Source organism: Pseudomonas kuykendallii, from assembly GCF_900106975.1.
In the GTDB taxonomy this organism is placed as follows: Bacteria; Pseudomonadota; Gammaproteobacteria; order Pseudomonadales; family Pseudomonadaceae; genus Pseudomonas_O; species Pseudomonas_O kuykendallii.
Window position 1 is genome coordinate 313,591 of sequence record NZ_FNNU01000004.1, and the last position, 25,013, is coordinate 338,603.

Annotated in this window: 25 protein-coding genes; 10 read left to right on the forward strand and 15 right to left on the reverse strand. The window is 65.1% G+C overall.

Features of this window, described 5'->3' with window-relative positions; genetic code table 11:
* Positions 1–64 precede the first annotated feature (64 nt).
* The 4 genes from lon to cmoB all read left to right on the forward strand — a co-directional run bounded on the left by lon (position 65) and on the right by cmoB (position 4,829).
* Positions 65–2,461, forward strand: coding sequence for an endopeptidase La (lon, locus tag BLV15_RS14805; RefSeq protein WP_090229795.1), 2,397 nt, complete (start codon positions 65–67; stop codon positions 2,459–2,461).
* Between the two features lie 152 nt (positions 2,462–2,613).
* Positions 2,614–3,018, forward strand: coding sequence for a protease inhibitor I42 family protein (locus BLV15_RS14810; protein ID WP_090229798.1), 405 nt, complete (start codon positions 2,614–2,616; stop codon positions 3,016–3,018).
* 102 nt (positions 3,019–3,120) lie between these two features.
* Positions 3,121–3,864 (forward strand): carboxy-S-adenosyl-L-methionine synthase CmoA, encoded by a 744-nt coding sequence (gene cmoA, locus BLV15_RS14815; RefSeq protein ID WP_090230393.1) that lies wholly within the window; start codon positions 3,121–3,123, stop codon positions 3,862–3,864.
* Complete coding sequence (gene cmoB / locus BLV15_RS14820; RefSeq protein ID WP_090229800.1) at positions 3,861–4,829, forward strand: tRNA 5-methoxyuridine(34)/uridine 5-oxyacetic acid(34) synthase CmoB; 969 nt, start codon at positions 3,861–3,863, stop codon at positions 4,827–4,829. The genes cmoA and cmoB overlap by 4 nt, the downstream gene beginning before the upstream one ends.
* A gap of 32 nt (positions 4,830–4,861) precedes the next feature.
* Here cmoB and pdxJ read toward each other — a convergent pair whose 3' ends face one another.
* From pdxJ to rpoE, 11 genes are all read right to left on the reverse strand, one after another.
* On the reverse strand, positions 4,862–5,608 hold the full coding sequence (pdxJ, locus tag BLV15_RS14825) for a pyridoxine 5'-phosphate synthase (RefSeq protein ID WP_090229803.1): 747 nt from the start codon (positions 5,606–5,608) through the stop codon (positions 4,862–4,864).
* Complete coding sequence (gene recO / locus BLV15_RS14830; protein ID WP_090229807.1) at positions 5,605–6,294, reverse strand: DNA repair protein RecO; 690 nt, start codon at positions 6,292–6,294, stop codon at positions 5,605–5,607. Before recO ends, pdxJ begins: the two co-directional genes overlap by 4 nt.
* A gap of 69 nt (positions 6,295–6,363) precedes the next feature.
* Positions 6,364–7,266: a GTPase Era gene (gene era, locus BLV15_RS14835; RefSeq protein WP_090229811.1), complete on the reverse strand. Its 903-nt coding sequence runs from the start codon at positions 7,264–7,266 to the stop codon at positions 6,364–6,366.
* Positions 7,259–7,948, reverse strand: coding sequence for a ribonuclease III (gene rnc, locus BLV15_RS14840; protein WP_090229814.1), 690 nt, complete (start codon positions 7,946–7,948; stop codon positions 7,259–7,261). Before rnc ends, era begins: the two co-directional genes overlap by 8 nt.
* The gene (locus tag BLV15_RS14845) at positions 7,945–8,322 is read right to left on the reverse strand and encodes a DUF4845 domain-containing protein (RefSeq protein ID WP_090229816.1); all 378 of its coding nucleotides are present in this window, start codon (positions 8,320–8,322) and stop codon (positions 7,945–7,947) included. Before BLV15_RS14845 ends, rnc begins: the two co-directional genes overlap by 4 nt.
* Before the next feature lie 65 nt (positions 8,323–8,387).
* The gene (gene lepB / locus BLV15_RS14850) at positions 8,388–9,245 is read right to left on the reverse strand and encodes a signal peptidase I (protein WP_090229819.1); all 858 of its coding nucleotides are present in this window, start codon (positions 9,243–9,245) and stop codon (positions 8,388–8,390) included.
* Positions 9,246–11,045, reverse strand: coding sequence for a translation elongation factor 4 (lepA, locus tag BLV15_RS14855; protein ID WP_090229821.1), 1,800 nt, complete (start codon positions 11,043–11,045; stop codon positions 9,246–9,248).
* Between the two features lie 158 nt (positions 11,046–11,203).
* Complete coding sequence (locus BLV15_RS14860; protein ID WP_090229824.1) at positions 11,204–12,634, reverse strand: DegQ family serine endoprotease; 1,431 nt, start codon at positions 12,632–12,634, stop codon at positions 11,204–11,206.
* Positions 12,635–12,809: 175 nt separating this feature from the next.
* Positions 12,810–13,766, reverse strand: a complete 957-nt coding sequence (locus BLV15_RS14865) for a MucB/RseB C-terminal domain-containing protein (protein ID WP_090229827.1) — start codon at positions 13,764–13,766, stop codon at positions 12,810–12,812.
* Positions 13,767–13,774: 8 nt separating this feature from the next.
* Entirely contained in the window at positions 13,775–14,362 is a 588-nt protein-coding gene (locus BLV15_RS14870) for an RseA family anti-sigma factor (protein ID WP_090229829.1), read from the reverse strand.
* Between the two features lie 31 nt (positions 14,363–14,393).
* The gene (gene rpoE, locus BLV15_RS14875; RefSeq protein ID WP_090229832.1) at positions 14,394–14,978 is read right to left on the reverse strand and encodes an RNA polymerase sigma factor RpoE/AlgU; all 585 of its coding nucleotides are present in this window, start codon (positions 14,976–14,978) and stop codon (positions 14,394–14,396) included.
* A 366-nt stretch (positions 14,979–15,344) separates the two neighbouring features.
* On the opposite strand from rpoE, the gene nadB reads away from it, so the two are divergent.
* Positions 15,345–16,961 (forward strand): L-aspartate oxidase, encoded by a 1,617-nt coding sequence (gene nadB, locus BLV15_RS14880; RefSeq protein ID WP_090229834.1) that lies wholly within the window; start codon positions 15,345–15,347, stop codon positions 16,959–16,961.
* Here nadB and BLV15_RS14885 read toward each other — a convergent pair.
* Together BLV15_RS14885 and BLV15_RS14890 are read right to left on the reverse strand one after the other, a co-directional pair.
* The gene (locus BLV15_RS14885; RefSeq protein ID WP_090229837.1) at positions 16,930–17,382 is read right to left on the reverse strand and encodes a protein YgfX; all 453 of its coding nucleotides are present in this window, start codon (positions 17,380–17,382) and stop codon (positions 16,930–16,932) included. The two genes, nadB and BLV15_RS14885, sit on opposite strands and share 32 nt — an antisense overlap.
* The gene (locus tag BLV15_RS14890) at positions 17,366–17,620 is read right to left on the reverse strand and encodes an FAD assembly factor SdhE (protein ID WP_090229840.1); all 255 of its coding nucleotides are present in this window, start codon (positions 17,618–17,620) and stop codon (positions 17,366–17,368) included. The genes BLV15_RS14885 and BLV15_RS14890 overlap by 17 nt, the downstream gene beginning before the upstream one ends.
* 118 nt (positions 17,621–17,738) lie before the next feature.
* Here BLV15_RS14890 and ygfZ point away from each other — a divergent pair, with 118 nt between their 5' ends.
* From ygfZ to BLV15_RS14905, 3 genes are all read left to right on the forward strand, one after another.
* On the forward strand, positions 17,739–18,674 hold the full coding sequence (ygfZ, locus tag BLV15_RS14895; protein WP_090229843.1) for a CAF17-like 4Fe-4S cluster assembly/insertion protein YgfZ: 936 nt from the start codon (positions 17,739–17,741) through the stop codon (positions 18,672–18,674).
* 41 nt (positions 18,675–18,715) lie between these two features.
* Positions 18,716–19,552, forward strand: coding sequence for an HDOD domain-containing protein (locus tag BLV15_RS14900; protein ID WP_090229845.1), 837 nt, complete (start codon positions 18,716–18,718; stop codon positions 19,550–19,552).
* Positions 19,553–19,624: 72 nt separating this feature from the next.
* The gene (locus BLV15_RS14905) at positions 19,625–20,392 is read left to right on the forward strand and encodes a substrate-binding periplasmic protein (protein ID WP_090229848.1); all 768 of its coding nucleotides are present in this window, start codon (positions 19,625–19,627) and stop codon (positions 20,390–20,392) included.
* 58 nt (positions 20,393–20,450) lie between these two features.
* Here BLV15_RS14905 and BLV15_RS14910 read toward each other — a convergent pair whose 3' ends face one another.
* Positions 20,451–21,839, reverse strand: a complete 1,389-nt coding sequence (locus BLV15_RS14910) for a sensor histidine kinase (protein ID WP_090229851.1) — start codon at positions 21,837–21,839, stop codon at positions 20,451–20,453.
* The gene (locus BLV15_RS14915) at positions 21,832–22,503 is read right to left on the reverse strand and encodes a response regulator (RefSeq protein WP_090229853.1); all 672 of its coding nucleotides are present in this window, start codon (positions 22,501–22,503) and stop codon (positions 21,832–21,834) included. The genes BLV15_RS14910 and BLV15_RS14915 overlap by 8 nt, the downstream gene beginning before the upstream one ends.
* Positions 22,504–22,705: 202 nt before the next feature.
* Here BLV15_RS14915 and BLV15_RS14920 point away from each other — a divergent pair, with 202 nt between their 5' ends.
* Together BLV15_RS14920 and BLV15_RS14925 are read left to right on the forward strand one after the other, a co-directional pair.
* Positions 22,706–23,971, forward strand: a complete 1,266-nt coding sequence (locus tag BLV15_RS14920; RefSeq protein ID WP_090229856.1) for an OprD family porin — start codon at positions 22,706–22,708, stop codon at positions 23,969–23,971.
* Between the two features lie 29 nt (positions 23,972–24,000).
* Positions 24,001–24,978, forward strand: a complete 978-nt coding sequence (locus BLV15_RS14925) for a Bug family tripartite tricarboxylate transporter substrate binding protein (RefSeq protein WP_090229858.1) — start codon at positions 24,001–24,003, stop codon at positions 24,976–24,978.
* Positions 24,979–25,013 lie beyond the last annotated feature (35 nt).

A 25,013-nucleotide genomic window follows, 5' to 3' on the forward strand; every position in this document is an offset into this window, starting at 1 on the left:
GCGGCATTGAATTCCTCGCTGCACCAACCCATGTAGAGCTGCAAACACGGCTTACAGGTGCCTCATGAGCGACCAGGACATCACCGCTGAACTCGTTGAAGAAGTCATCCATTCGGAAGGAAAACTGGCGCTGCCCGGGCAGACCCTGCCGGACAAGGTCTACATCATTCCGATCCACAACCGGCCGTTCTTCCCGGCGCAGGTGCTGCCGATCATCGTCAACGAGGAGCCCTGGGCGGAAACCCTGGAGCTGGTGGCGAAGACCGATCACCACTGTCTGGCGCTGTTCTTCATGGAGAACCCGCCCGAGGACCCGCGCCATTTCGACACCAGCAGCCTGCCCGAGCACGGCACCCTGGTGCGCATCCACCGCGCCAGCCGCGAGAACGGCAAGGTGCAGTTCGTCGCCCAGGGGCTTTCGCGGGTGCGTATCCGCGGCTGGCTGAAGCGCCACCGGCCGCCGTTCCTGGTCGAGGTGGATTACCCTCAGGCCCCGCCGGACCCGCGCGACGAGGTGAAGGCCTACGGCATGGCGCTGATCAACGCGATCAAGGAGCTGCTGCCGCTCAACCCGCTGTACAGCGAGGAGCTGAAGAACTACCTGAACCGCTTCAGCACCAACGACCCCTCTCCGCTCACCGACTTCGCCGCCGCGCTGACCACCGCGCCGGGGATCGAGCTGCAGGAAGTACTCGACTGCGTGCCGATGCTCAAGCGCATGGAGAAGGTGCTGCCGCTGCTGCGCAAGGAAGTCGAGGTCGCTCGACTGCAAAAAGAGCTGTCCGCCGAGGTCAACCGCAAGATCGGCGAGCGCCAGCGCGAGTTTTTCCTCAAGGAACAGCTGAAGGTGATCCAGCAGGAGCTGGGCATCACCAAGGACGACCGCAGCGCCGACACCGACGAATTCCGCGCCCGCCTGGAGGGCAAGACGGTGCCGCCGGCCGCGCAGAAGCGCATCGAGGAGGAGCTGAACAAGCTGTCCATCCTCGAGACCGGCTCGCCGGAGTACGCCGTCACCCGCAACTATCTGGACTGGGCGACCGCCCTGCCCTGGGGCGTGTTCGGCCAGGACAAGCTCGACCTGCGGCACGCGCGCAAGGTGCTCGACGCCCAGCACGCCGGCCTCGACGACGTGAAGAACCGCATTCTCGAGTTCCTCGCGGTGGGCGCCTTCAAGGGCGAGATCGCCGGTTCCATCGTGCTGCTGGTCGGCCCGCCCGGCGTCGGCAAGACCAGCATCGGCAAGTCCATCGCCGAATCCCTCGGCCGGCCGTTCTATCGCTTCAGCCTCGGCGGCATGCGTGACGAGGCCGAGATCAAGGGCCACCGGCGCACCTACATCGGCGCCCAGCCGGGCAAGCTGGTGCAGGCGCTGAAGGATGTCGAGGTGATGAACCCGGTGATCATGCTCGACGAGATCGACAAGATGGGCCAGAGCTTCCAGGGCGATCCGGCCTCGGCGCTGCTGGAGACCCTCGACCCGGAGCAGAACGTCGACTTCCTCGACCACTACCTCGACCTGCGCCTGGACCTGTCCAAGGTGCTCTTCGTCTGCACCGCGAACACGCTGGACTCGATCCCCGGCCCGCTGCTCGACCGCATGGAAGTGATCCGCCTGTCCGGCTACATCACCGAGGAGAAGCTGGCCATCGCCAAGCGCCACCTGTGGCCCAAGCAACTGGAAAAGGCCGGCGTGCCGAAGAACCGCCTTAGCATCAGCGACGCCGCCCTGCGCCTGGTGATCGAGGGCTACGCCCGCGAAGCCGGCGTGCGCCAACTGGAAAAGCAGCTGGGCAAACTGGTGCGCAAGGCGGTGATCAAGCTGCTCGACGACCCGCAGGCAAAGATCAAGATCGCGCCCCGGGATCTGGAAGAATCCCTCGGCATGCCGCACTTCCGTACCGAACAAGTGCTGTCCGGGGTCGGCATCATCACCGGTCTGGCCTGGACCAGCATGGGCGGCGCCACCCTGCCGATCGAGGCCACGCGCATCCATACGCTCAACCGCGGCTTCAAGCTGACCGGGCAGCTCGGCGAGGTGATGAAGGAATCGGCGGAGATCGCCTACAGCTACATCAGCTCGAACCTCAAGGCGTTCAAGGGCGACCCGACGTTCTTCGACCAGGCCTTCGTCCACCTCCACGTGCCCGACGGCGCCACGCCCAAGGACGGCCCCAGCGCCGGCGTGACCATGGCCAGCGCGCTGCTGTCGCTGGCCCGCGAGCAGGCGCCGAAGAAAGGCGTGGCGATGACCGGCGAGCTCTCGCTGACCGGCCAGGTGATGCCGATCGGCGGGGTTCGCGAGAAGGTCATCGCCGCGCGGCGGCAGAAGATCTTCGAGCTGATCCTTCCGGAAGCCAACCGCGGCGACTTCAAGGAACTGCCGGACTACCTCAAGGAAGGCATCACCGTGCACTTCGCCAAGCGCTTCGCGGACGTGGCGAACGTGCTCTTCCCCTGATGGCTGGCGCCCGGCGCCGTGATGACGAGCGGGCGCGGCCATGCCGGCCGCGCTCCGGTCTGCCGCCAGCTTGGGCGGCGGCGCGCTCGAACCGACCCAGCTGGCACGGTTTTGGGTAGAGTAAGGCGGCATCCCCTTCGAGGTATCCGTCGATGTCCGTTCCGCTCCGCCTGCTCCTGCCTGCCGTCCTGCTGCTCGGCGGCTGCGCCGGCAAGCCGCCCGCTACCGTGACCCTGGAAGAAAGCCAGGCTTCCCGATGCCATCCGCTGAAGTTGCACCAGGGCCAGACGCTGGTGCTCAGCCTGCCCAGCGACCCCACCAGCGGCTACCGCTGGCAATTGCTCGACGCCGCTCCCGCGGTGCTGCGCAGCCTCGGCCCGGAGGTCTACGCCAACCCGGAAGACAGCGGCGACCTGGTGGGCAGCGGCGGCGAGTCGACCTGGCGCTTCCAGGTGGCGAACGCCGGCGACGCGCTCCTGGCGCTGCGTTATCAGCAGGCGTGGGATGCCGACGGCGCCCCGGCCCGGACCTTCGAGTGCGCCCTGCACGCCGAGTGACGCCACGCCGCCCGAATGCGGCCAGCCGGCGTGCCGGCTTTGGCATTCGCTCAGGCTTGGCTAGAATGCCGGCCTTTCCGCACAGCGCCGGTAGTGACCACCGTGAAACAACAGCCCGACCGCCTCTTCGCCCAGCCCGTCCAGCAGGTGCCGGACTTCGTCTTCAACGAGGACGTGGTGCGCGTGTTTCCGGACATGATCAAGCGCTCGGTGCCGGGTTACCCGACCATCGTCGAGAACCTCGGCGTGCTCGCCGCGCGGTTCGCCCAACCCGACACCGCGCTCTATGACCTGGGCAGTTCCCTCGGCGCGGTGACCCAGGCGCTGCGCCGCCACGTGCGCACGGAGCGCTGCCGGGTGATCGCGATCGACAACTCGCCGGCGATGGTCGAGCGCTGCCGCGAATACCTGCACGCGCAGGATTCGATGTTCCAGGAACTGCTGCCGGTGGAGGTCATCGACGCCGACATCCTCGCCCTGGAGTTCCAGCCGGCGTCGCTGGTGGCGCTGAATTTCACCCTGCAGTTCATCGATCCGGCGCAGCGCCTCGCCCTGCTCGGCCGTATCCGCCAGGCGCTGGTGCCCGGCGGTGCGCTGATCCTCTCGGAAAAACTGCGTTTCGAGGACGCCGAGGAACACGCCCTGCTCAACGAGCTGCACCTCGACTTCAAACGGGCCAACGGCTACAGCGAGCTGGAAATCGCGCAGAAGCGCAGCGCCATCGAGAACGTGATGAAGCCCGACAGCCTGGAACAGCACCGCGAGCGGTTGCTGGCGGCCGGTTTCAGCAAGGTGGTGCCGTGGTTCCAGTGCCTCAACTTCGCCTCGCTGATCGCCCTGCCATGATCGGCCGCTTCGACCTCGATGCCCTGCAGGCCCGGTTGGCCGGTAGCCCGCTGCAGGACTGGAGCGCGGACCTGCCGGCGCAGATCGATGCCAAGCTGGCCATCGGCCACGGCGACCTGCCGCGCTGGTATGCCGCCGTCGAGGCGCTGCCGCCGCTGCACGCCGGGCAGGTCGACCTCCTGCACGCGTTCAGCCTCGACGGCCAGCGTGACGATTCCGCCCGCGACGCCCTGGAAACCGCCCTGCGCGGCCTGATTCCCTGGCGCAAGGGACCCTTCCACCTGTTCGGCGTGCACGTGGACACCGAATGGCGCTCGGACTGGAAATGGCAGCGCGTCGCCCCGCATCTGAACCTGGCCGGCAAGCGCGTGCTGGATGTCGGCTGCGGCAATGGCTACTACATGTGGCGCATGCTCGGCGCCGGCGCGGACGCGGTGGTCGGCATCGACCCCAACTGGCTGTTCCTCTGCCAGTTCCTGGCGATGAAGCATTACCTGCCGGACCTGCCCGCCTGGCACCTGCCGCTGGCGTTCGAGGAACTGCCGGGCAAGCTGCAGGGCTTCGACACGGTGTTTTCCATGGGCGTGCTCTATCACCGTCGCTCGCCCATCGACCACCTGCTCGACCTCAAGGACTGCCTGGTGCGCGACGGCGAACTGGTGCTGGAAACCCTGGTGGTGGAAGGCGATGCCCAGCAGGTGCTGGTTCCCGAGGATCGCTACGCGCAGATGCGCAACGTCTGGTTCCTGCCGTCGGTGCCGGCACTGGAGCTGTGGCTGCGCCGCGCAGGCTTCGTCGACGTGCGCTGCGTGGACGTCAGCATCACCTCGGTCGAGGAACAGCGCGCCACGGACTGGATGCGCTACCAGTCGCTGCCCGAGTTCCTCGATCCCGAGGACCACCGCCGCACCGTCGAAGGCCTGCCCGCTCCGCGTCGCGCGGTACTGGTCGCGCGCAAGCCGTGACCTGAAGGCCGACGGCCGGCCCGCGGCTACCCTCAGCGGCGCCCGGCCGCCGCCACGATCAGGTGCTTCATCTCCAGCACCGCGGCCTTGAAGCCGACGAACAGCGCGTGCGCGACGATGGCATGGCCGATGTTCAGCTCGTGAATTCCCTTGATCGCCGCCACCTGCTCGGCGTTGTGGTAATGCAGGCCGTGGCCGGCGTTGACGATCAACCCTTCGGCCACGCCAAAGGCCACGCTGTCGCGCAGACGCTGCAGCTCCTGAGCCGCGGCGGCCGGTGTCTCGGCGTCGGCGTAGCGGCCGGTGTGCAGCTCGATGGCCGGCGCGCCGATGCGTTTGGCGGCGGCGATCTGGCGTTCCTCGGCATCAATGAACAGCGACACCTCGCAGCCCAGCCGGCCGAGGCGCTCGACCGCGTCGCGGATGCGTTCTTCCTGACCGGCGACATCCAGGCCACCCTCGGTGGTCAGTTCCTGGCGGGTTTCAGGAACCAGGCAGATATGCTCCGGGCGAATGCCTTCGGCGAACGCCAGCATCGACTCGGTGACGCCCATCTCGAAGTTCATCCGCGTCTGCAGGGCGTCCTTCATCACCCGCACGTCGCGTTCCTGGATGTGTCGGCGGTCTTCGCGCAGGTGCAGGGTAATGCCGTCGGCGCCGGCTTCCTCGGCGTCCAGCGCCGCCTTCAGCGGGTCGGGATAACGCGTGCCGCGGGCCTGGCGCAGGGTGGCGACGTGGTCGATGTTGACGCCCAGCAGAATGCGATTGAGGTCACTCACTTGGGAGGCTCCTTGAGGATCATGAACAACTCGCGGCTGACCAGCGGTCGGCCGCCCAGATGGGGCGCCAGGGCCTGGCGCATCAGGCGCTTGGCCGCAGCCAGCGCGCCGGGAGAAGACCAGTCGGCCTCGGCCATGGCCAGCAGGTCGGCGCCATGGAACGAGCCGGGCTGCAGTTGGCCGATCGGCTCCAGGCCGGCGTCGGTGAGCAGCCGGTAGATGCCGTCGGCAGCGATCGCTTCGCCATGCCGGTCGGTGTCCAGGGCGAAACCATAGCCCAGCTCGTCCAGCAGGCGCCATTCGAAGGCGCGCAGCAACGGTTCGATCGGCCGCCCCTGGGCCAGCGCCGCGACTGTCGCGGCGTAGTGCTCGAAGAACTGCGGGTGCGCGACTTCGGCCGGCAGCAGCCGGATCAGCAACTCGTTGAGGTAGAAGCCGCTGAACAGCGCCTCGCCAGCCAGGAGGTTGGGAATGCCGGCGCTTTCCAGGCGGGCGATGCTCTTCAGCTCGCCGCGCCCGCGCAGTTCGACGTCCAGCGGCAGGAAAGGCCGCGCGCCACTTCCCGACTTGCCCCTGGCGCTGCGCTGTACGGCGCGCAGACGACCCTGCTCGCGCGTGAACAGGTCGACCATCGCGCTGGTTTCCTTGTACGGCCGACTGTGCAGGACGAACGCGAGCTGGCTCATGGGCGGGGACACTGCGGCGGTTCGGAAACGGACGCCCGCGCCGGGCACGGGCGCCGGAGGGTGCGGGGTTTACTGGTCGTGGTAGCCCAGCGAGTGCAGCGCGCGCTCGTCGTCGGACCAGCCGCCCTTCACCTTGACCCAGAGGTTGAGCATGACCTTGGAGTCGAACAGCACTTCCATGTCCTTGCGGGCGTTCTGGCCGATGCTTTTGATCCGCTCGCCCTTCTCGCCGATGATGATTTTCTTCTGCCCGTCACGCTCGACCAGGATCAGCGCATGGATGTGCAGGATGCGACCTTCCTGCTTGAACTCTTCGATTTCCACGGTGATCTGGTACGGCAGCTCGGCGCCGAGCTGGCGCATGATCTTCTCGCGCACCAGTTCGGCGGCGAGGAATCGGCTGGAACGATCGGTGATCTGGTCTTCGGGGAAGAAGTGCTCGTTTTCCGGCAGCCGCTCGGCCACCAGTTTCTCGAACAAGTCGAGATTCTGCCCGTGCTGGGCGGAAATCGGCACCACCTCGGCGTTGGGCAGTTGCTCGGACAGCCACTTCAGGTGCGGCAGCAGATCGCCCTTCTCGTCCAGGCGATCGGTCTTGTTCACCGCGACGATCACCGGCCCGGTGACGTACTGCACGCGCTCGAGAACCATCTGGTCTTCATCGGTCCAGCGCGTACGATCGACCACGAAGACCACCACGTCGACGTCCTTCAGGGCGGCCGACGCGGTCTTGTTCATGTAGCGATTGAGCGCTTTCTCGCCGTTCTTGTGCAGACCGGGAGTATCGACATAGACCGCCTGGATCGCGCCCTCGGTCTTGATCCCGAGCATGTTGTGGCGGGTGGTCTGCGGCTTGCGCGAAGTGATCGCCAGCTTCTGCCCGAGGATGTGGTTGAGCAGCGTCGACTTGCCGACGTTGGGACGGCCGACGATGGCGACATAGCCGCAACGCGTCACGCTTTCATCATTCATTGCCATTCTCCACGCCCAGGGCGATTAGGGCGGCGGCGGCCGCTACCTGCTCGGCGATACGCCGGCTGGCGCCCTGCCCGCGGGTCTTTTCATTCAACAGCGAAATCTGGCACTCGACGAAGAAACTCCGGCAGTGCGGTTCGCCCTGGATATCCACCACTTCGTAACGCGGCAGTTCGCAGGCGCGCGACTGGAGGAACTCCTGCAGGCGCGTCTTCGGGTCCTTGTTGGTGTCGACCAGCGTCAGGCTGTCCAGCTCGGAAGTGAGCCAGGCCAGCACGCGCTCGCGGGCGGCCTGCATCCCGGCATCGAGATAGATCGCGCCGATCAGCGCTTCCAGCGCATCCGCCAGGATCGACTCGCGACGAAAACCGCCGCTCTTCAGCTCGCCCGAGCCCAGACGCAGGTATTCGCCGAGGTCGAAACCGCGCGCCAGCAGCGCCAGTGTCTCGCCTTTGACCAGCCGCGCGCGCAAGCGCGACAGCTGGCCTTCGCGGGCCTGCGGGAAGCGCTCGAACAGCGCCTCACCGGCGACGAAGTTGAGGATCGCATCGCCGAGGAACTCCAGACGCTCGTTGTTGCGTCCGGCGAAGCTGCGATGAGTGAGGGCCAGGAGCATCAGCTCGCTGTCCTTGAAGGTATAGCCGAGCTGACGCTCGAGACGGGCCAACTGTGGGTTCACGGCATTCTTACGCGAAATTCTTTATCGAAACGGGCCACCAGATCGAGGTTCTGGATCAGCGGCTCGCGTTTTTCGTACTGGAGGTGAACGCGGAACTCGTTGTTCACCACTTCGACCTTGACCGCATCGTTGACGTTCAGGTCGCGGATGTTGTTGATCTGCATGCCCCGACTGACATGGCTGTAGAACTCGGGAATGGTGCGGATCTGCGAGGCCTTCTCGGTTTCCACCGAGGTGATGATCTTCTCCATCGACATGTAGTCGAGGTAGTGCGGGATCATCTTGAACGCCGCGCTGGCGAAGAACGCGACCAGTGCCAGGACCAGCATCCAGCCCAACAGCGAAAAGCCTTTCTGCGAACGCGCACCTTTCATGCTCGACCTCAATGTCATGTATTCCGATGGGGAAACGCAGCGGCGCCCGGAGGCGCCGTCGACAATCAGTGGATCAGACCGACCCGGCTGAAATTGGGCAGGTTGCTCATCTTCGGATCCGGCCAGCTCAGCCAGACCGCGAAGGCCTTGCCGACGATATTGCGGTCCGGAACCATGCCGAGAACGTCCTTCGGAATCTTCGGATCGTTCCAGTAGCGGCTGTCGTTGGAGTTGTCGCGGTTGTCACCCATCATGAAGTAGTGACCACCGGGCACCGTCCACTCGCGGCCGGGTTCGGCGCGGTAACGGCTCATCTCCTTGCGGATCAGGTGCTCGGCCTCGCCCAGCTGTTCCTTGTAAAGCACCGCGCTGCCGAGCGTGCCCGGCTCCTCGCCGATCAGTTGCTCGGCAACCGGCTGGTCGTTGACGAACAGGTGCTTGTCGGTGGTGTAGCGCACCTTGTCACCCGGCAGCCCGACCACGCGTTTGATGTAGTTGACGTTGGGATCGCTGGGGTAGCGGAACACCATCACGTCGCCGCGCTGCGGATCGCCCACCTCGATCACCTTGCTGTCCATCACCGGCAGGCGGATGCCGTAGGCGAACTTGTTGACGAGGATGAAATCGCCCACTTCAAGGGTCGGTTTCATCGAGCCTGACGGAATCTGGAAGGGCTCGACGAGGAACGACCGCAGCACCAGCACGATGGCCAGCACCGGGAAGAACGACTTGCCGTACTCGACCAGCAGCGGCTCCTTGTTCAGGCGCTCCACCACCACGGGATCGGCCTGCCCGACGCTGCCCTGGTAGGCCGCGATGGCCGAACGCCGACGCGGCGCCAGCACCAGCAGATCGATGAGCGCGAGGAGGCCGCAAACGGCCACCGCGATGACCAGCAACAACGGGAAATTGATCGACGACATCTAGCTATCCACTTTGAGTACGGCGAGGAAGGCTTCCTGGGGAATTTCCACGCTACCGACCTGTTTCATTCGCTTCTTACCGGCCTTCTGTTTTTCCAGAAGCTTGCGCTTACGGCTGACATCGCCGCCATAGCACTTGGCAAGAACATTCTTGCGCAACGCCTTCACGGTCGTCCGCGCAACGATCTGACCGCCGATGGCGGCCTGGATCGCGACGTCGAACATCTGACGCGGGATCAGCTCTTTCATTTTCTCGGTCAGGGCGCGGCCTTTGTAGTGCGCCTTGTCACGATGCACGATCAGGGCCAACGCATCGACCTTCTCGGCGTTGATCAGTACATCGAGCTTGACCAGGTTGGCCGACTGGAAGCGGTCGAACGCGTAGTCCAGCGAGGCATAACCGCGGCTGACCGATTTCAGGCGGTCGAAGAAGTCCAGCACCACCTCGTTCATCGGCAAATCGTAGCTGATCTGGACCTGGCTGCTGAGGAACTGCATGTCACGCTGCACGCCGCGCTTCTCGATGCACAGGGTGATGACATTGCCCAGGTGTTCCTGCGGCACCAGGATGTTGGCGCGCACGATCGGTTCGCGCATTTCCTCGATGGAGGCAAGATCGGGAAGCTTGGACGGGTTGTCGACGTAGAGCGTGTCGCCGTTCTTCATCACCACTTCGAAGACCACGGTCGGTGCGGTGGTGATCAGGTCGAGGTCGTACTCGCGCTCCAGGCGCTCCTGGATGATCTCCATGTGCAGCATGCCGAGGAAGCCGATGCGGAAACCGAAGCCCAGCGCCTCCGAGCTTTCCGGCTCGTACTGCAGCGCGGCGTCGTTCAGCGTCAGCTTCTGCAGCGCTTCCCGGAAATCCTCGAAATCGTCGGAGCTGACCGGGAACAGACCGGCATACACCTGCGGCTTGATCCGCTGGAAGCCGGGGAGCACGTCGACGTCCGGCGTGCTCGACAGGGTCAGGGTGTCACCCACGGGCGCACCGTGGATGTCCTTGATGCCAGCGATGATGAAGCCCACTTCGCCGGCCTTGAGGTCCTCGGTGCTGGTGTGCTTGGGGGTGAACACCCCGACGCTGTCCACCTGATGGATCTTGCCGGTGGACTTGACCAGGACCTTGTCGCCCTTCTTGATTCGCCCGTGGCGTACCCGCACCAGCGAGACCACGCCCAGGTAGTTGTCGAACCAGGAGTCGATGATCAGCGCCTGCAACGGCGCCTCGATGTCGCCGGTCGGCGCCGGGATCACCTTGACCAGGCGCTCGAGCACATCGATCACGCCCATGCCGCTCTTGGCGCTGCACGCCACCGCGTCGGTCGCGTCGATGCCGATGATGTGCTCGATCTCGTCCTTGACCCGCTCCGGTTCGGCCTGGGGCAGGTCCATCTTGTTCAGCACCGGCATCACTTCCAGGCCCTGCTCGATGGCGGTGTAGCAGTTCGCCACCGACTGCGCCTCGACGCCCTGGCCGGCATCCACCACCAGCAGCGCGCCTTCGCAGGCCGCCAGCGAGCGGCTAACTTCGTAGGTGAAGTCGACGTGCCCGGGGGTATCGATGAAGTTCAGCTGGTAGGTTCTGCCGTCCTGCGCGTTGTAGTGCAGCGTCACGCTGTGGGCTTTGATGGTGATGCCGCGCTCGCGCTCCAGATCCATGGAGTCGAGGACCTGGGCCTCCATCTCGCGATCGGCAAGGCCGCCGCAAATCTGGATGAAGCGGTCCGCCAGCGTCGACTTGCCGTGGTCGATGTGGGCAATGATGGAAAAGTTGCGGATATGACTCAGATCACTCACGGATCAACACTCGAAAGACCGCGGAAGATTCCCGCCGAAAAATAGCCGGCAAGTGTACCCGATAGGCCTGCCGAGCGTCACGCCCGCACAGGCCCGCGGGCATGAAAAAGGGCGATTCGCATCGCCCCTTTTCACGTCGCTCCAATGGCCTTTAGCCGCTATTCGGACAGCTTGAAGGTGATGAAGCTGGCGCGGCCCTGACGCAGTACACGCATCGATACCGAGCGATTCTTCGGCAGTTGCTGGGCAACTTCGGTGAAGGTCTTCGCCGAATCGATGGACTGGTTGTTCAGGTGGGTGATCACGTCACCCGGACGCAGCCCGATCAGCGCCGCGGGACCGTCGAGCACCTCGCGAATGACCACGCCGCCCTGCAGATCGAGGGATTTCTTCTGCTCGGCGGTCAGCTCGACCACTTTCACGCCCAGACGGTTGCTGCTGCGCTCGACGCCTTCCTCGGCGCCGCCCATCGACATCTCCTCGCCTTCCGCCGGCAGCGCGCCGACCGTCAGTTCGAGCGTCTTGCGCTGGCCTTCGCGGGCGACCTCCAGCTTGACCTTGGACCCCGACTTCATCGCACCGACCAGGTGCGGAAGGTCCGCGGACATCACGATCGGTTGCCCGTTTAGGCTGAGAATGACGTCGCCGACCTTCAGACCGCCAGCCGCGGCCGGACCGTTGTCGAGAACCTGAGCAACCAGCGCACCCGCCGGCTTGTCCAGACCGAAGGACTCGGCCAGATCCTTGTTCACTTCCTGAATCACCACGCCCAGCCAGCCGCGGCTGACCTTGCCGTCGGTCTTCAACTGGTTGGCGACGTCCATCGCGACATCGATCGGGATGGCGAACGACAGACCCATGAACCCGCCGGAACGGGTGAAGATCTGCGAGTTGATCCCGACCACTTCGCCCTTCAGGTTGAACAGCGGACCGCCGGAGTTGCCCGGGTTGATGGCCACGTCGGTCTGAATGAACGGCACGTAGCTCTCGTTCGGCAGGCTGCGGCCCTTGGCGCTGACGATGCCGGAGGTCGCGGAATGATCGAAACCGAACGGCGAGCCGATGGCCAGCACCCACTCACCGACCTTGAGCGCCTCGGAGTTGCCGATCTTCACGGTCGGCAGGTTCTTGCCGTCGATCTTCAGCAACGCCACGTCGGTGCGCGGATCGGCACCGATCAGCGTGGCCTTGAGCTCGCTGCGGTCGGGCATGCGCACGAGGATCTCGTCGGCATCGGCGACCACGTGGTTGTTGGTCAGGACATAACCGTCATCGGAAATGATGAAACCCGAACCCAGGGACTGCGCTTCACGCTGGCGACCCTTGGGCGCATTGGGCCCCTGCTGAGGCATCCCGCGCTCCAGGAATTCCCGCAGCATCGGCGGGAGACCTTCGAGGTCGGGCATCTGCGATTGCGCGACGCCGCGGTCGGGCAGTTTCTGCGTGGTGCTGATGTTCACCACCGCGGGCGAAGCCGCTTCCACCAGGCCGGTGAAATCAGGCAGTTCAGCCTTCGCCACCAGCGCCTGGGACATCAGCAGCAGCGCTGCGACACCCGACAGATAGGACTTGAAACTTGCTTTGAACATGGGGCCTCCCCGGAAACAAAAAAACTCGGCACGCGCCCGAAGGCACCGCGAGTCTGGTACGCCGCCCCAGGCGGCGCAACTCGACACCAGCGCAAGGCTGAGAATCAGGAAATGGGTATTTGCATCTGTAAGCCTCGCAGGACGACGGATACTACGAAATCACGCCTTTCTTCGCTCATTGCAGGCTTTGCGCTTCACCAGGACGGATCGACAGCGCTATTCGCTCGGCTGTGCCCAGCGGAATCTCGCCCACAACGGTCACCATCACCTCGCCCTCGGCGGTCGGCATATGCCGGGAGACGGCTACGGTCGGGCCCAGTTGGCTACGCGCATCGTCGAAACGGGCGCCACGCAACGGCTCGAGAAATACGGAAAACTGGGTGATGCCGTCGCCATAGAGCATGCAGGCGACAGGCTCGGAGGACGCAGGGCTGCGTCGCTGGAGAATGCTGTTCAGGGTAAATCCCGGTGGAACCCAGTCCGAACGCCAGGCGTTATCGGGAAGAACCTCGCTTTGCGAGACCTGGACCGGCTTGCAGTCACCGCTCGCCTTGGACGCGGCGCCATCCCCAGCCTCTTGCGGAACGAAGTCGGTGAACTGGAAACGCTCCAGGACGTGACCGTCTTCGTTGATCAGCAGGGACTTCAGCGGCAATGCGGTTTCCCGATCGAGGTGCAACTCGAAGCCGTAGCGATGCTGATCACGCGGAACCAGTGCCAGGACCACGGCATTGCGACCCGCGACCCGGGATTCGCCCGCATCGCGCAAGTCATACCATTGGGAGAGTTGCTGAGGGTCCAGCGTGCGGGTGAGCCAGGACTGACCCGCCTCGCTCGACTGCTCGACCAGAGTACCGGTGGCGCAGTCGGTTTTGCCATTGGTGCGCAGCACTTCGTAAGGAGGACCGTCGAGTTGCAACAGCCGCTCTTTCACGGCGCCACCCGCGTCCACCTCATGCCAGATGCCATGCGTGGAAAAGCTCCCATCGCGCTCATAGACGAACGTCCCATGGAAGCTTTTCTGTTGCTCGGCGCTTTGCAGTTTGAGAAGCCAGTCCTGCGCATCGGCGGCATTGGCCGCCGAGGTCGCCAACAAGCTCCCCATCAACACCACCAAGGGGAAACTGCGCATGTAACCCCTCAGTGCTGTTCTTCGAGGCTCGCTGCGCGGGCGTAAGGCAGAGGGCCTTCGACACCGTTGGAGGCGGACTGCTGGGCGTGCTGACGCAGGTACTCGGCCAGACGCTGGTCATGCCAGGCTGCCTGATTGCCGTCTGCAGCAACCGGAGTCTCGGCCTGGGCACCGTTGGCGGTGAAGCCTGCGAGCACAGCGCCACCAGCGACCTGTTGAGGCACGGTTACCTGAGAAGGCTGAGCCTGTTGAGCGAGCTGAACGCCGCCCACTTCGTCCTGGTTGTAGAAGCGCACGCCTGCCAGTACGGCGACGGTCACCGAAGCAGCAACGGCCAGGCGGCTAACGCTGCGCCAGGCGGTCGAAACCTTGCCCGGAACCTTCTCTTCGGCGATCGCTGCGGAGACCGCGGAAGCGATGTCCAGGTGAGGGACAAGCAATTCCTTGTGCATAACGGCGCGGGCGACCTGGTAGCGAGACCAGGTGGCACGTACGTCGGCATCGTCGCTGGCGGCGATCACTCGACGCAATTCAAGTTGGTCCGCTTCGTTATCCATCACCGCGGACAGCGATTCCTGCAGGGATTCACGAGTCATGGCAGTTCCTCTCTTGGCTTTCGCCGCTGTCTTAGGAGTTATCATGCAACAAGGGTTGCAATGCTTTATCGATCACTTCTCGCGCTCGGAAAATGCGCGAACGTACAGTGCCCACCGGACACTGCATGACGCTCGCAATGTCCTCGTAGCTCAAACCATCGAACTCGCGCAGCGTCAGCGCTGTACGCAAATCCTCAGGCAACTGCTGGATGGTTCGATGGACCGTGTCCTCGATCTCGTCCCGCAGCATTGCTCGTTCCGGTGACTCGATGTCCTTGAGGGCGTGATCGCCGTCGTAGAACTCCGCGTCTTCGGCACTCACGTCGTTGTCGGGTGGACGACGCCCGCGTGCTACCAGGTGATTCTTGGCCGTGTTGATGGCGATCCGGTACAGCCACGTATAGAACGCGCTGTCCCCGCGAAAGTTTCCCAGTGCCCGGTATGCCTTGATGAAGGCTTCCTGAGCCACGTCCTGAGCCTCATGGCTGTCGTGCACGAAACGCACGATCAGACCCAAAATCTTGTGCTGGTACTTGAGCACCAGCAAATCGAAAGCCCTTCTGTCTCCGCGCTGAACACGCTCGACCAGCTGCTGATCCTGCTCCTGGGTTAGCATGACAACTCCTCGTTGAGCCTGGAGTTAGGTCGCGCTCCGTGACAGATCGGCTTAGCAAAATAGACCCACATGTTGCGCAAAAGTTCTCCCCTCCAGGCAAAGCTCCAGCAGCCCGCTCAGGTTCTGCTTGGAAAATCAGGCAGTGGGCTTTCCACTGCGTCGAATACGTCTTTATGCCGAGCCTTGAAGTGAGGGCAACCGTGAGACTACTTTCACCACAAGCGCCGGGCGTACCTTTCTAGGTAACCTGCTATGGAACCTGGCTGAATTAGAAAGTTCCAGAGCACCACCGAACGACATAAGCCCGCTATTGTGCCGAGCACCTGCTCTATATACTAGGTCCCGCTTCTTCCGCGGAATCTGGTCATGAGCCAACACTTACAGCACGACGTCCTGGTCATTGGCAGCGGTGCTGCCGGTCTCACCCTCGCCCTCACCCTGCCCTCCCATTTGCGCATCGCCGTGCTCAGCAAGGGCGAGCTGGCGAACGGCTCGACCTATTGGGCCCAGGGTGGCGTAGCGGCGGTGCTGGACCACGCCGACACCGTCGAATCCCATGTCGAGGACACCCTCGTCGCGGGCGCCGGCCTGTGCCGCGAAGACGCCGTGCGCTTCACCGTCGAGCATAGCCGCGAAGCCATTCAGTGGCTGATCGACCAGGGCGTGCCGTTCACCCCGGATGACGAGACGGATCGCGAGGATGGCGGCTTCGCCTTTCACCTGACGCGCGAGGGCGGCCACAGCCACCGGCGCATCATCCACGCGGCGGACGCTACCGGCGCCGCGATCTTCAACACCCTGCTCGACCAGGCGCGACGCAAGCCGAACATCGAGCTGCTGCAGCAGCGCGTGGCCGTCGACCTGATCACCGAGCGCAAACTCGGCCTGCACGGCAAGCGTTGCCTCGGCGCCTACGTACTCAATCGCGACAGCGGAGAAGTGGACACCTACCACGCGCGCTTCGTCGTGCTCGCCAGTGGCGGTGCCTCCAAGGTCTACCTCTATACCAGCAACCCGGACGGCGCCTGTGGCGACGGTATCGCCATGGCCTGGCGCGCCGGCTGCCGGGTGGGCAACCTGGAGTTCAACCAGTTCCATCCAACCTGCCTCTACCACCCGCAGGCGAAGAGCTTCCTGATCACCGAAGCCGTGCGTGGCGAGGGGGGCCTGCTCAAGCTGCCCAACGGAGAGCGTTTCATGCAGCGCTTCGACCCGCGCGCCGAGCTGGCCCCGCGCGACATCGTCGCCCGCGCCATCGACCACGAGATGAAACGGCTGGGGGTCGACTGCGTCTACCTCGACATCAGCCATAAGCCCGCCGAATTCATCAAGGCACATTTCCCCACGGTCTACGAGCGCTGCCTGGATTTCGGCATCGACATCACCCGAGAAGCGATTCCGGTGGTCCCCGCCGCTCATTACACCTGCGGCGGCGTTCTGGTCGACCAGCATGGACACACCGACATTCCCGGCCTCTATGCGATAGGCGAGACCAGTTTCACCGGCCTGCACGGCGCCAACCGGATGGCCAGCAACTCGCTGCTGGAGTGTTTCGTCTACGCACGCTCGGCGGCGGCGGACATCGTCGGGCAACTGGACGACGTCACCTTGCCCAGCAAGCTGCCGACCTGGGACTCCAGCCAGGTCACCGACTCGGACGAGGATGTGATCATCGCGCACAACTGGGACGAGCTGCGGCGCTTCATGTGGGACTACGTCGGCATCGTGCGCACCAACAAGCGCCTGCAGCGCGCCCAGCATCGCGTGCGCCTGCTGCTCAACGAGATCGACGAGTTCTACAGCAACTACAAGGTGAGTCGCGATCTGATCGAGCTGCGCAACCTGGCGCAGGTCGCCGACCTGATCATCCGCTCGGCAATGCAGCGTCACGAAAGCCGCGGCCTTCACTACACCCTGGATTACCCGGAGATGCAGGCCGAAGCCCACGACACTATTCTGCTGCCGCCCATCTACGCCGACTGAATTTCAGACAGACCCGCAGGCGCCGATGCTCCGCACGGCTCAGGGCGTCACGGGGAATGCACAGGCTGCGTACCCGGCGCTGCCCCGGAAAACGAAAGCGCAGCACCACGATCGAGGGTAACGCCAGGCTGTCCGGTCGCAGTTGAACAGGCTGCCAGCCGGCGCCCCGGCTCCACAGCCGCCAGCCATCCTCGTCATGCTGCAACCCGCGAAACGCGACCTCTGCGCTCAGCAGCACGTTGCGCGGCAGATACCACGCCGCGTGGGCGAGACACAGGACGATGCCGAGCAGCCGGAATGGCCAGGGGATGTCGGCGACGATGACCGCTATCGAGGCCAGCACCGCCGCGACCAGGTAGAACGCCAGCAGCCACCGTGACGGTCGCCAGTGGCATTCGAATCGATCACTTGGGCTGGACACGGTCCAGGATCATGCGAACCATGCGCTGGAGGTCCGGATCGTCCGGTTCGGCGCGCTGCATGAACCAGCCGAACATGTCCTGATCCTCGCAGGTGAGCAGCTTGCGATAACGCGCGCGGTCCTCGTCATCGAGGTTGGGATAGACCTCGCGCACGAATGGCACCAGCAGCACGTCGAGTTCCAGCATGCCGCGGCGGCTGTGCCAGAAAAGTCTGTTGAGTTCGATATCGTCGACCATGCAGCGGGCTCCTTTGTGAAGGCCGGCATTATAGCCCCCCGCCCCTCGGCCGACACCCGCTGACAACCCGGGAGCGGCACTCTATGATGACGCTCCAAACCCTTGCGCAGCGAACTCCATGGCCGACTCCGCTTTTTTCTGCCCACTCGCCCACGAGGGCGTCATCGCCGTTCGTGGTCCGGATGCGAGCACATTTCTCCAGGGCCAGCTGACCTGCAACCTCAATTACCTGAACGAAAGCCACAGTCTCGGCGCCCGCTGCACGCCCAAGGGACGCATGCTATCCAGCTTTCGCATCCTGCCCCAGGGCGATGGTTACCTGCTGGCGATGGCCGCGGAACTGGTCCAGCCGCAGCTCGATGACCTGAAGAAATACGCCGTGTTTTCCAAGTCCAAGCTGTTCGATGAAAGCGACGCCTGGTCGCGTTTCGGCCTGTTCGAGGGTGATTCGGCCCTCGGCGAACTGGGCTTCGCCCTGGCACCGGAAGCCGGCGCGCTGCAGCAAAAGGATGGCCTGCTCGCCTTGCGCCTGGAGAACGGCCGCGCGGAACTCTGGGCTCCGGCCGACCAGGCCCGGACGCTACTCGGGAAACTGGTCGCCCTGCTGCCATCGGCCGACGTCGACGCCTGGAAGCTGACGCAGATTCGCGCCGGGGTCGGCCAGGTCTTCGGCGAAACCCGCGAGACTTTCATTCCGCAGATGATCAACCTGCAGGCCGTCGGCGGCGTCAGCTTCAAGAAGGGCTGTTACACCGGACAGGAAATCGTCGCGCGCATGCAGTACCTCGGCAAGCTCAAGCGGCGCCTGCAACGGCTGGCCGGTGACGCCGACCTGCCCGCCCCCGGCACCGAACTGTTCTCCCCGGTTCATAGCACCAGCGTCGGCGAGGTCGTGCTCGCCGCCCACTCGGAGGGCGGCATCGAGCTGCTCGCCGTGCTGCAGGAGGATGCCGTCGGCGACGGCCGGATTCACCTGGGGAGCAGCGACGGACCCGCTCTGCGCCTGCTGGACCTGCCTTACAGCCTGGACGCCGATCGCGAGATCATGCGCTGAGCGCAGTCCCCCAAGAACGCCTGAAACCTCAGAGAGAACCCATGAGCAAGCTTGCCGAAAAAGTACAACACGAGTTGATTCAGGCGATCGAGAACGACGAACTGGTACTGCCGACGCTGCCGGAAGTAGCGCTGCGCGTTCGCGAGGCGGCCGAGGACCCGAACATCGGCATCCCAACGCTGAGCAAGGTCATTGGCAACGACGCCGCGCTCAGCGCGCGCATCATCAAGGTGGTCAACAGCCCGCTGCTGCGCACCAACAAGGAGATCACCGATCTGCAGATGGCGGTCTCCCGGCTCGGCATCAACTACACCTGCAACCTGGCCACGGGCCTGGCCATGGAGCAGATGTTCCAGGCCACCTCCGACGTCATCGACCGCAAGATGCGCGAAGTGTGGAACCGCAGCACCGAAATCGCCGGCATCTGCCATGTGCTGTGCCGCAGCTACACCCGCCTGGCGCCTGACCAGGCGACCCTCGCCGGGCTGGTTCACCAGATCGGCGCGCTGCCGATCCTCACCTACGCCGAGGATCACGCCGAACTGATGAACGATTCGATCAGCCTCAACCATGTGATCGAGCGCATCCACCCGGTCATTGGCGACAAGATCCTGCGCACCTGGGATTTCCCGCTGCCGATCGCGGTGGTGCCCGGCGAGTACCTCGACTTCACCCGCAACTCGGAAAAGGTCGATTACGTCGATATCGTCCAGGTTGCCACGCTGCAGAGCTATCTGGGCACCGAGCACCCGTTCACCCAGATGGACTGGAGCGGCATCAGCGCCTTCGCCAAGCTGGGTCTCGATCCGAACATCGACATGCAGGCGGAGGACGAGTTGTCCAATGCGATGGAAGCGGCGATGAGCATGCTTCGCTGAGCAGCGCCTCCGCATGATGGGCCGCCGATAAGGGGCGGTGTCATCTCACCCGTCGGCCAAAAGGAATTAGCCATGCGCCAGTCGTTGACGTACCTGTTGTTCGCTTCGCTCGTGCTGTTCGGCCATGCCGTGGCGGCGGAGGAAATCCTCCTCACCAACGGCGAGTGGGCGCCGTACCTGGGCCAGCAACTGCCCCACAATGGCGTGGCCTCGCGCATCGTCAGCGAAGCCTTCGCCCTCGAAGGCGTCCAGGTGAAATGGGAATTCCTGCCCTGGGCGCGCGCGCTGCACCTGGCCGAACAGGGCCAGCGCGCCGGCACGGCGGTCTGGCTGCGCAGCCCCGAGCGTGACACGCAGTTCTACGTCAGCACCGAAGTGGTCAGCAGCGGTTACAGCCTGTTTCATCGCAAGGGTGAGACGCTGAACTGGCAACGCGTTGCCGATCTTCGCGGGCTGCGCATCGGCGGCATCAACGGCTATGACTATGGCGCGGATTTCCAGCGCGCCGAGCAGTCCGGCGAACTCAAGGTGGTCCGCCTGCCCAGCGAAGAACAGGGGCTGCGGATGCTCCTGGCGAACCGCCTGGATCTGTTTCCCATCGATCCCGTCGTGGCCATGGACCTGCTGCACAGCCACTTCAGCGCCGCCGAGCGCGCGCGTCTCACCTACGCCCCCAAGCCGCTGCGCAGCGACAGCCTGCACTTGCTGCTGTCGCGCAAGGTGGCCGGCAACGACGCCCTGATGGTTCGGTTCAACCGTGGCCTGGCCAGCCTGCGCGCCAGCGGACGGGTAGCCCAGTACCTGATGGAAACCCGGCAGTCGCTGAGCATGACGCAGTAAACGCACCCGCCGACAACGCACCCACACTCCATCGCGAATCCAGCACTACGCCCGCGGCTCAGCCCGCTTCGGGGAAACGCACCCGCACCAGCAGACCGCCCTGCGCGCCCTCGTGGAGGCTGATCTGCGCCAGGTGGGCACGGCAGATCTCGCCGACGATCGCCAACCCGAGCCCGGCGCCGCCGACCTGAGGGTTGCGCCGGTAGAAGCGCTGGAAGACCTTGTCTCGCTCCGCCGCAGGAATCCCCGGACCGTCGTCCTCGACCTCCAGCGTCGCCGGCGCGACCACCCGCAGGATGACGTTGCCGCCGCTCGCGCTGTGCGCCATCGCGTTGTCCAGCAGGTTGCTCAGGAGCTCGTTGAGCAGCGTCGGCTCACCCATCACCCAGGCCGTGTCTTCCGCCTCCAGCGCCACGGCGATGCCCCGCGCATGGGCCAGCGGCGCCAGCGCCATGCCCAGCTCACGCGCCAGTGCCCCCAGCTCGATACGCTCCGCGCCGCCCTCGGCGATGGCCCGCGCGCCGCTCTCGATGCGCGCCAGCGACAGCAATTGGTTGGCCAGGTGGGTGAGCCGGTCGGTGTTGGCGGCGGCCTCCACCAGGGTGCGATGCCACTGCTCCGGCTCCCGCTCGCGCAACCCCAGCTCCACCCGCGCCTTGAGCGCCGCCAGTGGCGTGCGCAACTCGTGGGAGGCATCGGCGATGAAATCCGCCTGGCGCTGGAACAGCCCGCGCAGGCGCTCGGTGAACTGGTTGAGGGCACCCACCAACGGCTTCAGTTCGGCCTGCACGGCCACCACCGGCAGCGGGCGCAGGTCGTCGGCCTGGCGTTCCTCCACCGCGTTGCGCAGCTCGGTCAGCGGGCGCAGCGCCGCACTCACCACCAGCCAGACCAGCCCCAGCGCCGCCAGCGACATCACCGCGAGGCGCCACAGGGTGTCCACCAGCAGCCCGCGTGCGAGGCGCTCGCGGGCTTCCTCGGTCTCGGCCACACGGATTTCCGCCATGCCCTTGATGCTTTCCTCGCTCACCGGCCGCAGCAGGCTCACCACACGCACGTCGACGCCCTCGTAGCGCGCATCGTAGAAGCGCGCCAGGGCCGGATAGTCATTGGTGCGCGGCATCCCCTTCGGCGGGCCGGGCAGGTTCTCGTAGCCGGAAACCAGGTTCCCCTCGATGTCGGTCACCTGGTAGAAGATGCGCCCCGCGTTGTCATAGGCGAAGGTGTCCAGGGCCACGTAGGGCACATCGGCCTTGAGCCGGCCGTCGGTCTCGTAGAGCCCGGCGGAAATGGCCCGCGCCGAGGCCAGCAGGGTGCGGTCATAGGCAGTGTCGGCGGCCTCGCGGGCGTTGAAGTAGGCGGTCAGGCTGCCTATCAACAGCAGCACCGTGAGCAGCGCGGCCAGGCGCAGCAGCAGCCGCCCGCGCAGGCTGCCGGCTTCACGCATCCTGGTGTTCCAGCAGGTAGCCGAGGCCACGGAAGGTGACGATGCGCACCGTGCTGCCTTCCAGCTTCTTGCGCAGGCGGTGGATGTAGATCTCGATGGCGTCCGGGCTCGCCTCCTGGTCCAGGCCAAACACCTGGGAAGCCAGCTGCTCCTTGCTCATCACCCGCCCCGGGCGGGCAATCAGCACCTCAAGCACCGCCTGCTCGCGGGAGGTGAGCGTCAGCACCTCGTCCTCGAGACTGAAGCGCCGGGTGCCGAGGTCGTAGAGCAACGGGCCGCAGCGTTGCTGCTGTTCGCCGCCGAGCACGCTGCGCCGCAGCAGCGCCTTGACCCGCGCCTCCAGCTCGCTGAGCTCGAAGGGCTTGGCCAGGTAGTCGTCTGCGCCGAGGTTGAGGCCATGCACACGGTCCTTGACCTCGACGCGCGCGGTGAGCATCAGCACCGGCAGCGTCTTGCCCCGCCCGCGCAGGCGCGCCAGCACCTCGAAGCCATCCATGCGCGGCAACCCCACGTCGAGCACCGCCAGGGCGTAGTTCTCGCTGGCCAGGGCCAGGTCGGCAGCCACGCCGTCGTGCAGCACGTCCACCGTCCAGCCCACGGCCTTGAAGGCCTGGGCGACGCTCTCGGCCAGTTGGGGGTGGTCTTCGACCAGCAGGATTCGCAAGGCGGCACTCCGGAAGACGGGCGATCGGGCTGAAGTGTAACGGCCAGAAAGCCGCTGTGAATGACACCGGGAGATTTCTTTCACGCTGAAAGGCTGGCGAAAGTTTCAGCCCCTAGCATCCGGCCAGGGTGGCAAGAACCACCCACAGACGCAGGCTCCTGGTCGGGCCCGCGTTAACAAAAACAAGAATTGGAGACCACCGATGCTCACTGCATCCCGCCAGGCGCTGCCGCCTGTTCGCACCCTGACGCTCAGCCTCGTAGGCTGCTCGCTCGCCCCCTTCGCCCAGGCCGACTTCTTCGAAGACAGCTCGGCGTCCCTGGAAGCCCGCAACATCTACCTGAACCGCGATTTCCGTGACGGCGCTGGCCAGTCGCGCCGCGACGAATGGGCCCAGGGCTTCATCCTCAACATCGAGTCCGGCTACACCGAAGGCACCGTCGGCTTCGGTCTGGACGCCCTCGGCATGCTCGGCATCAAGCTCGACTCCGGTCGCGGCCAAAGCGGCACCGACCTGCTGCCGGTGCAGGACGACGGCGGCACTCCGGGCGAGTACGGCAAGCTAGGCCTCACCGCGAAGATGCGCTTTTCCAAGAGCGAGCTGCGCCTGGGCAGCCACATCCCCGAGCTGCCGGTGGTCAAGGCCAGCGACAGCCGCATCCTGCCCCAGGTGTTCGAGGGCGGCCTGCTGAGCTCGAAGGAGATCGCCGGCCTGACCTTCAACGGTGGCCGCCTGCGCGAGGTCAAGGACCGCGCCTCGACCAACTCCGAAGACATCGCGCTGAACAACAAGAACCGCCGCTTCGCCAGCGCCGCCAGCGGTTCGCACTTCGACCTGGCCGGCGCCGACTACGCCTTCAGCAAGCAGCTCACCGGGCGCTACTACTTCGCCGAGCTGGATGACGTCTACCGCCAGCACTTCTTCGGCCTGCTCGCCAGCCAGCCCCTGGGCGCCGGCACCCTCAGCGCCGACCTGCGCTACGCCGTCAGCGATGACAGCGGCCGCGCCGAAGCCGGCAAGGTGGACAACCGCGCACTCAACGGCATGCTCAGCTACGCCCAGGGCAGCCACAAGGTCGGCCTCGGCTACCAGCGCATGAGCGGCGACACCGGTTTCGCCTACATCGATGGCACCGACCCCTTCCTGGTCAACTTCGTGCAGATCAACGACTTCGCCAACGCCGACCAACGCTCCTGGCAAGCCCGCTACGACCTGAACTTCGCCGCCATGGGCGTGCCCGGCCTGAGCTTCATGACCCGCTACATCAGCGGCGACAACGCCAAGGTCACCGGCAGCACCGAGGAAGGCCGCGAGTGGGAGCGCGATGTCGAGTTCAAGTACGTGGTTCAGAGCGGCGCGCTCAAGGACCTGACGTTCCGTGCCCGCCATGCGGGATTCCGTTCTACCTTCGCCCGTGATGCGGACGAGCTACGCCTGATCGTCAGCTACGCCCTGCCGATCTGGTGATTCACAATAAGACCCAAAGGAGAACACCGATGAAGATTGCCCTTACCCGCCTTGCCCTCGCCGCATCCTGCCTGCTGCTTTCCGGCCAGTTGCTGGCCGAACCCAAGCGCCCCGAGTGCATCGCACCGGCCGCGCCCGGTGGCGGCTTCGACCTCACCTGCAAGCTGGCCCAGAGCGCCCTGGTGGACGCCAAGCTGCTGAGCAAACCGATGCGCGTCACCTACATGCCCGGCGGCGTCGGCGCGGTCGCCTACAACGCCGTGGTCGCCCAGCGCCCGGCCGACGCCGGCACCCTGGTGGCCTGGTCCAGTGGTTCGCTGCTCAACCTCGCGCAGGGCAAGTTCGGCCGTTTCGACGAGAACGCCGTGAAGTGGCTGGCCGCCGTGGGCACCAGCTACGGCGCCATCGCGGTGAAGAGCGACTCGCCCTACAAGACCCTCGACGATCTGGTCGCGGCGCTGAAAAAAGATCCGGGCAAGGTGGTGATCGGTTCCGGCGGCACCGTCGGCAGCCAGGACTGGATGCAGACCGCGCTGATCGCCAAGGCCGCCGGCATCAACCCGCGCGACCTGCGTTACGTGGCCCTGGAAGGCGGCGGCGAAATCGCCACTGCGCTGCTGGGCGGGCATATCCAGATCGGCTCCACCGACATTTCCGACTCCATGCCGCACATCCAGAGCGGCAACATCCGCATCCTCGCCGTGCTCTCGGAAAACCGTCTGGACGAGCCGGAAATGAAGGACATCCCCACCGCCAAGGAGCAGGGCTACGACATCGTCTGGCCGGTGGTTCGCGGCTTCTACCTCGGGCCGAAGGTCAGCGATGAGGATTACGCCTGGTGGAAGGACTCGTTCGACAAGATGCTCGCCTCCGAAGACTTCGCCAAGTTGCGCGACCAGCGCGAGTTGTTCCCCTTCGCCCTGACCGGCGAGGAGCTGGACGCCTACGTGAAGAAGCAGGTGGCGGAATACAAGGCGCTGGCCAAGGAATTCGGGCTGATCCAGTAAGCCCTTCGGCTTCAGCAACCCGTTCACTCTTCCAG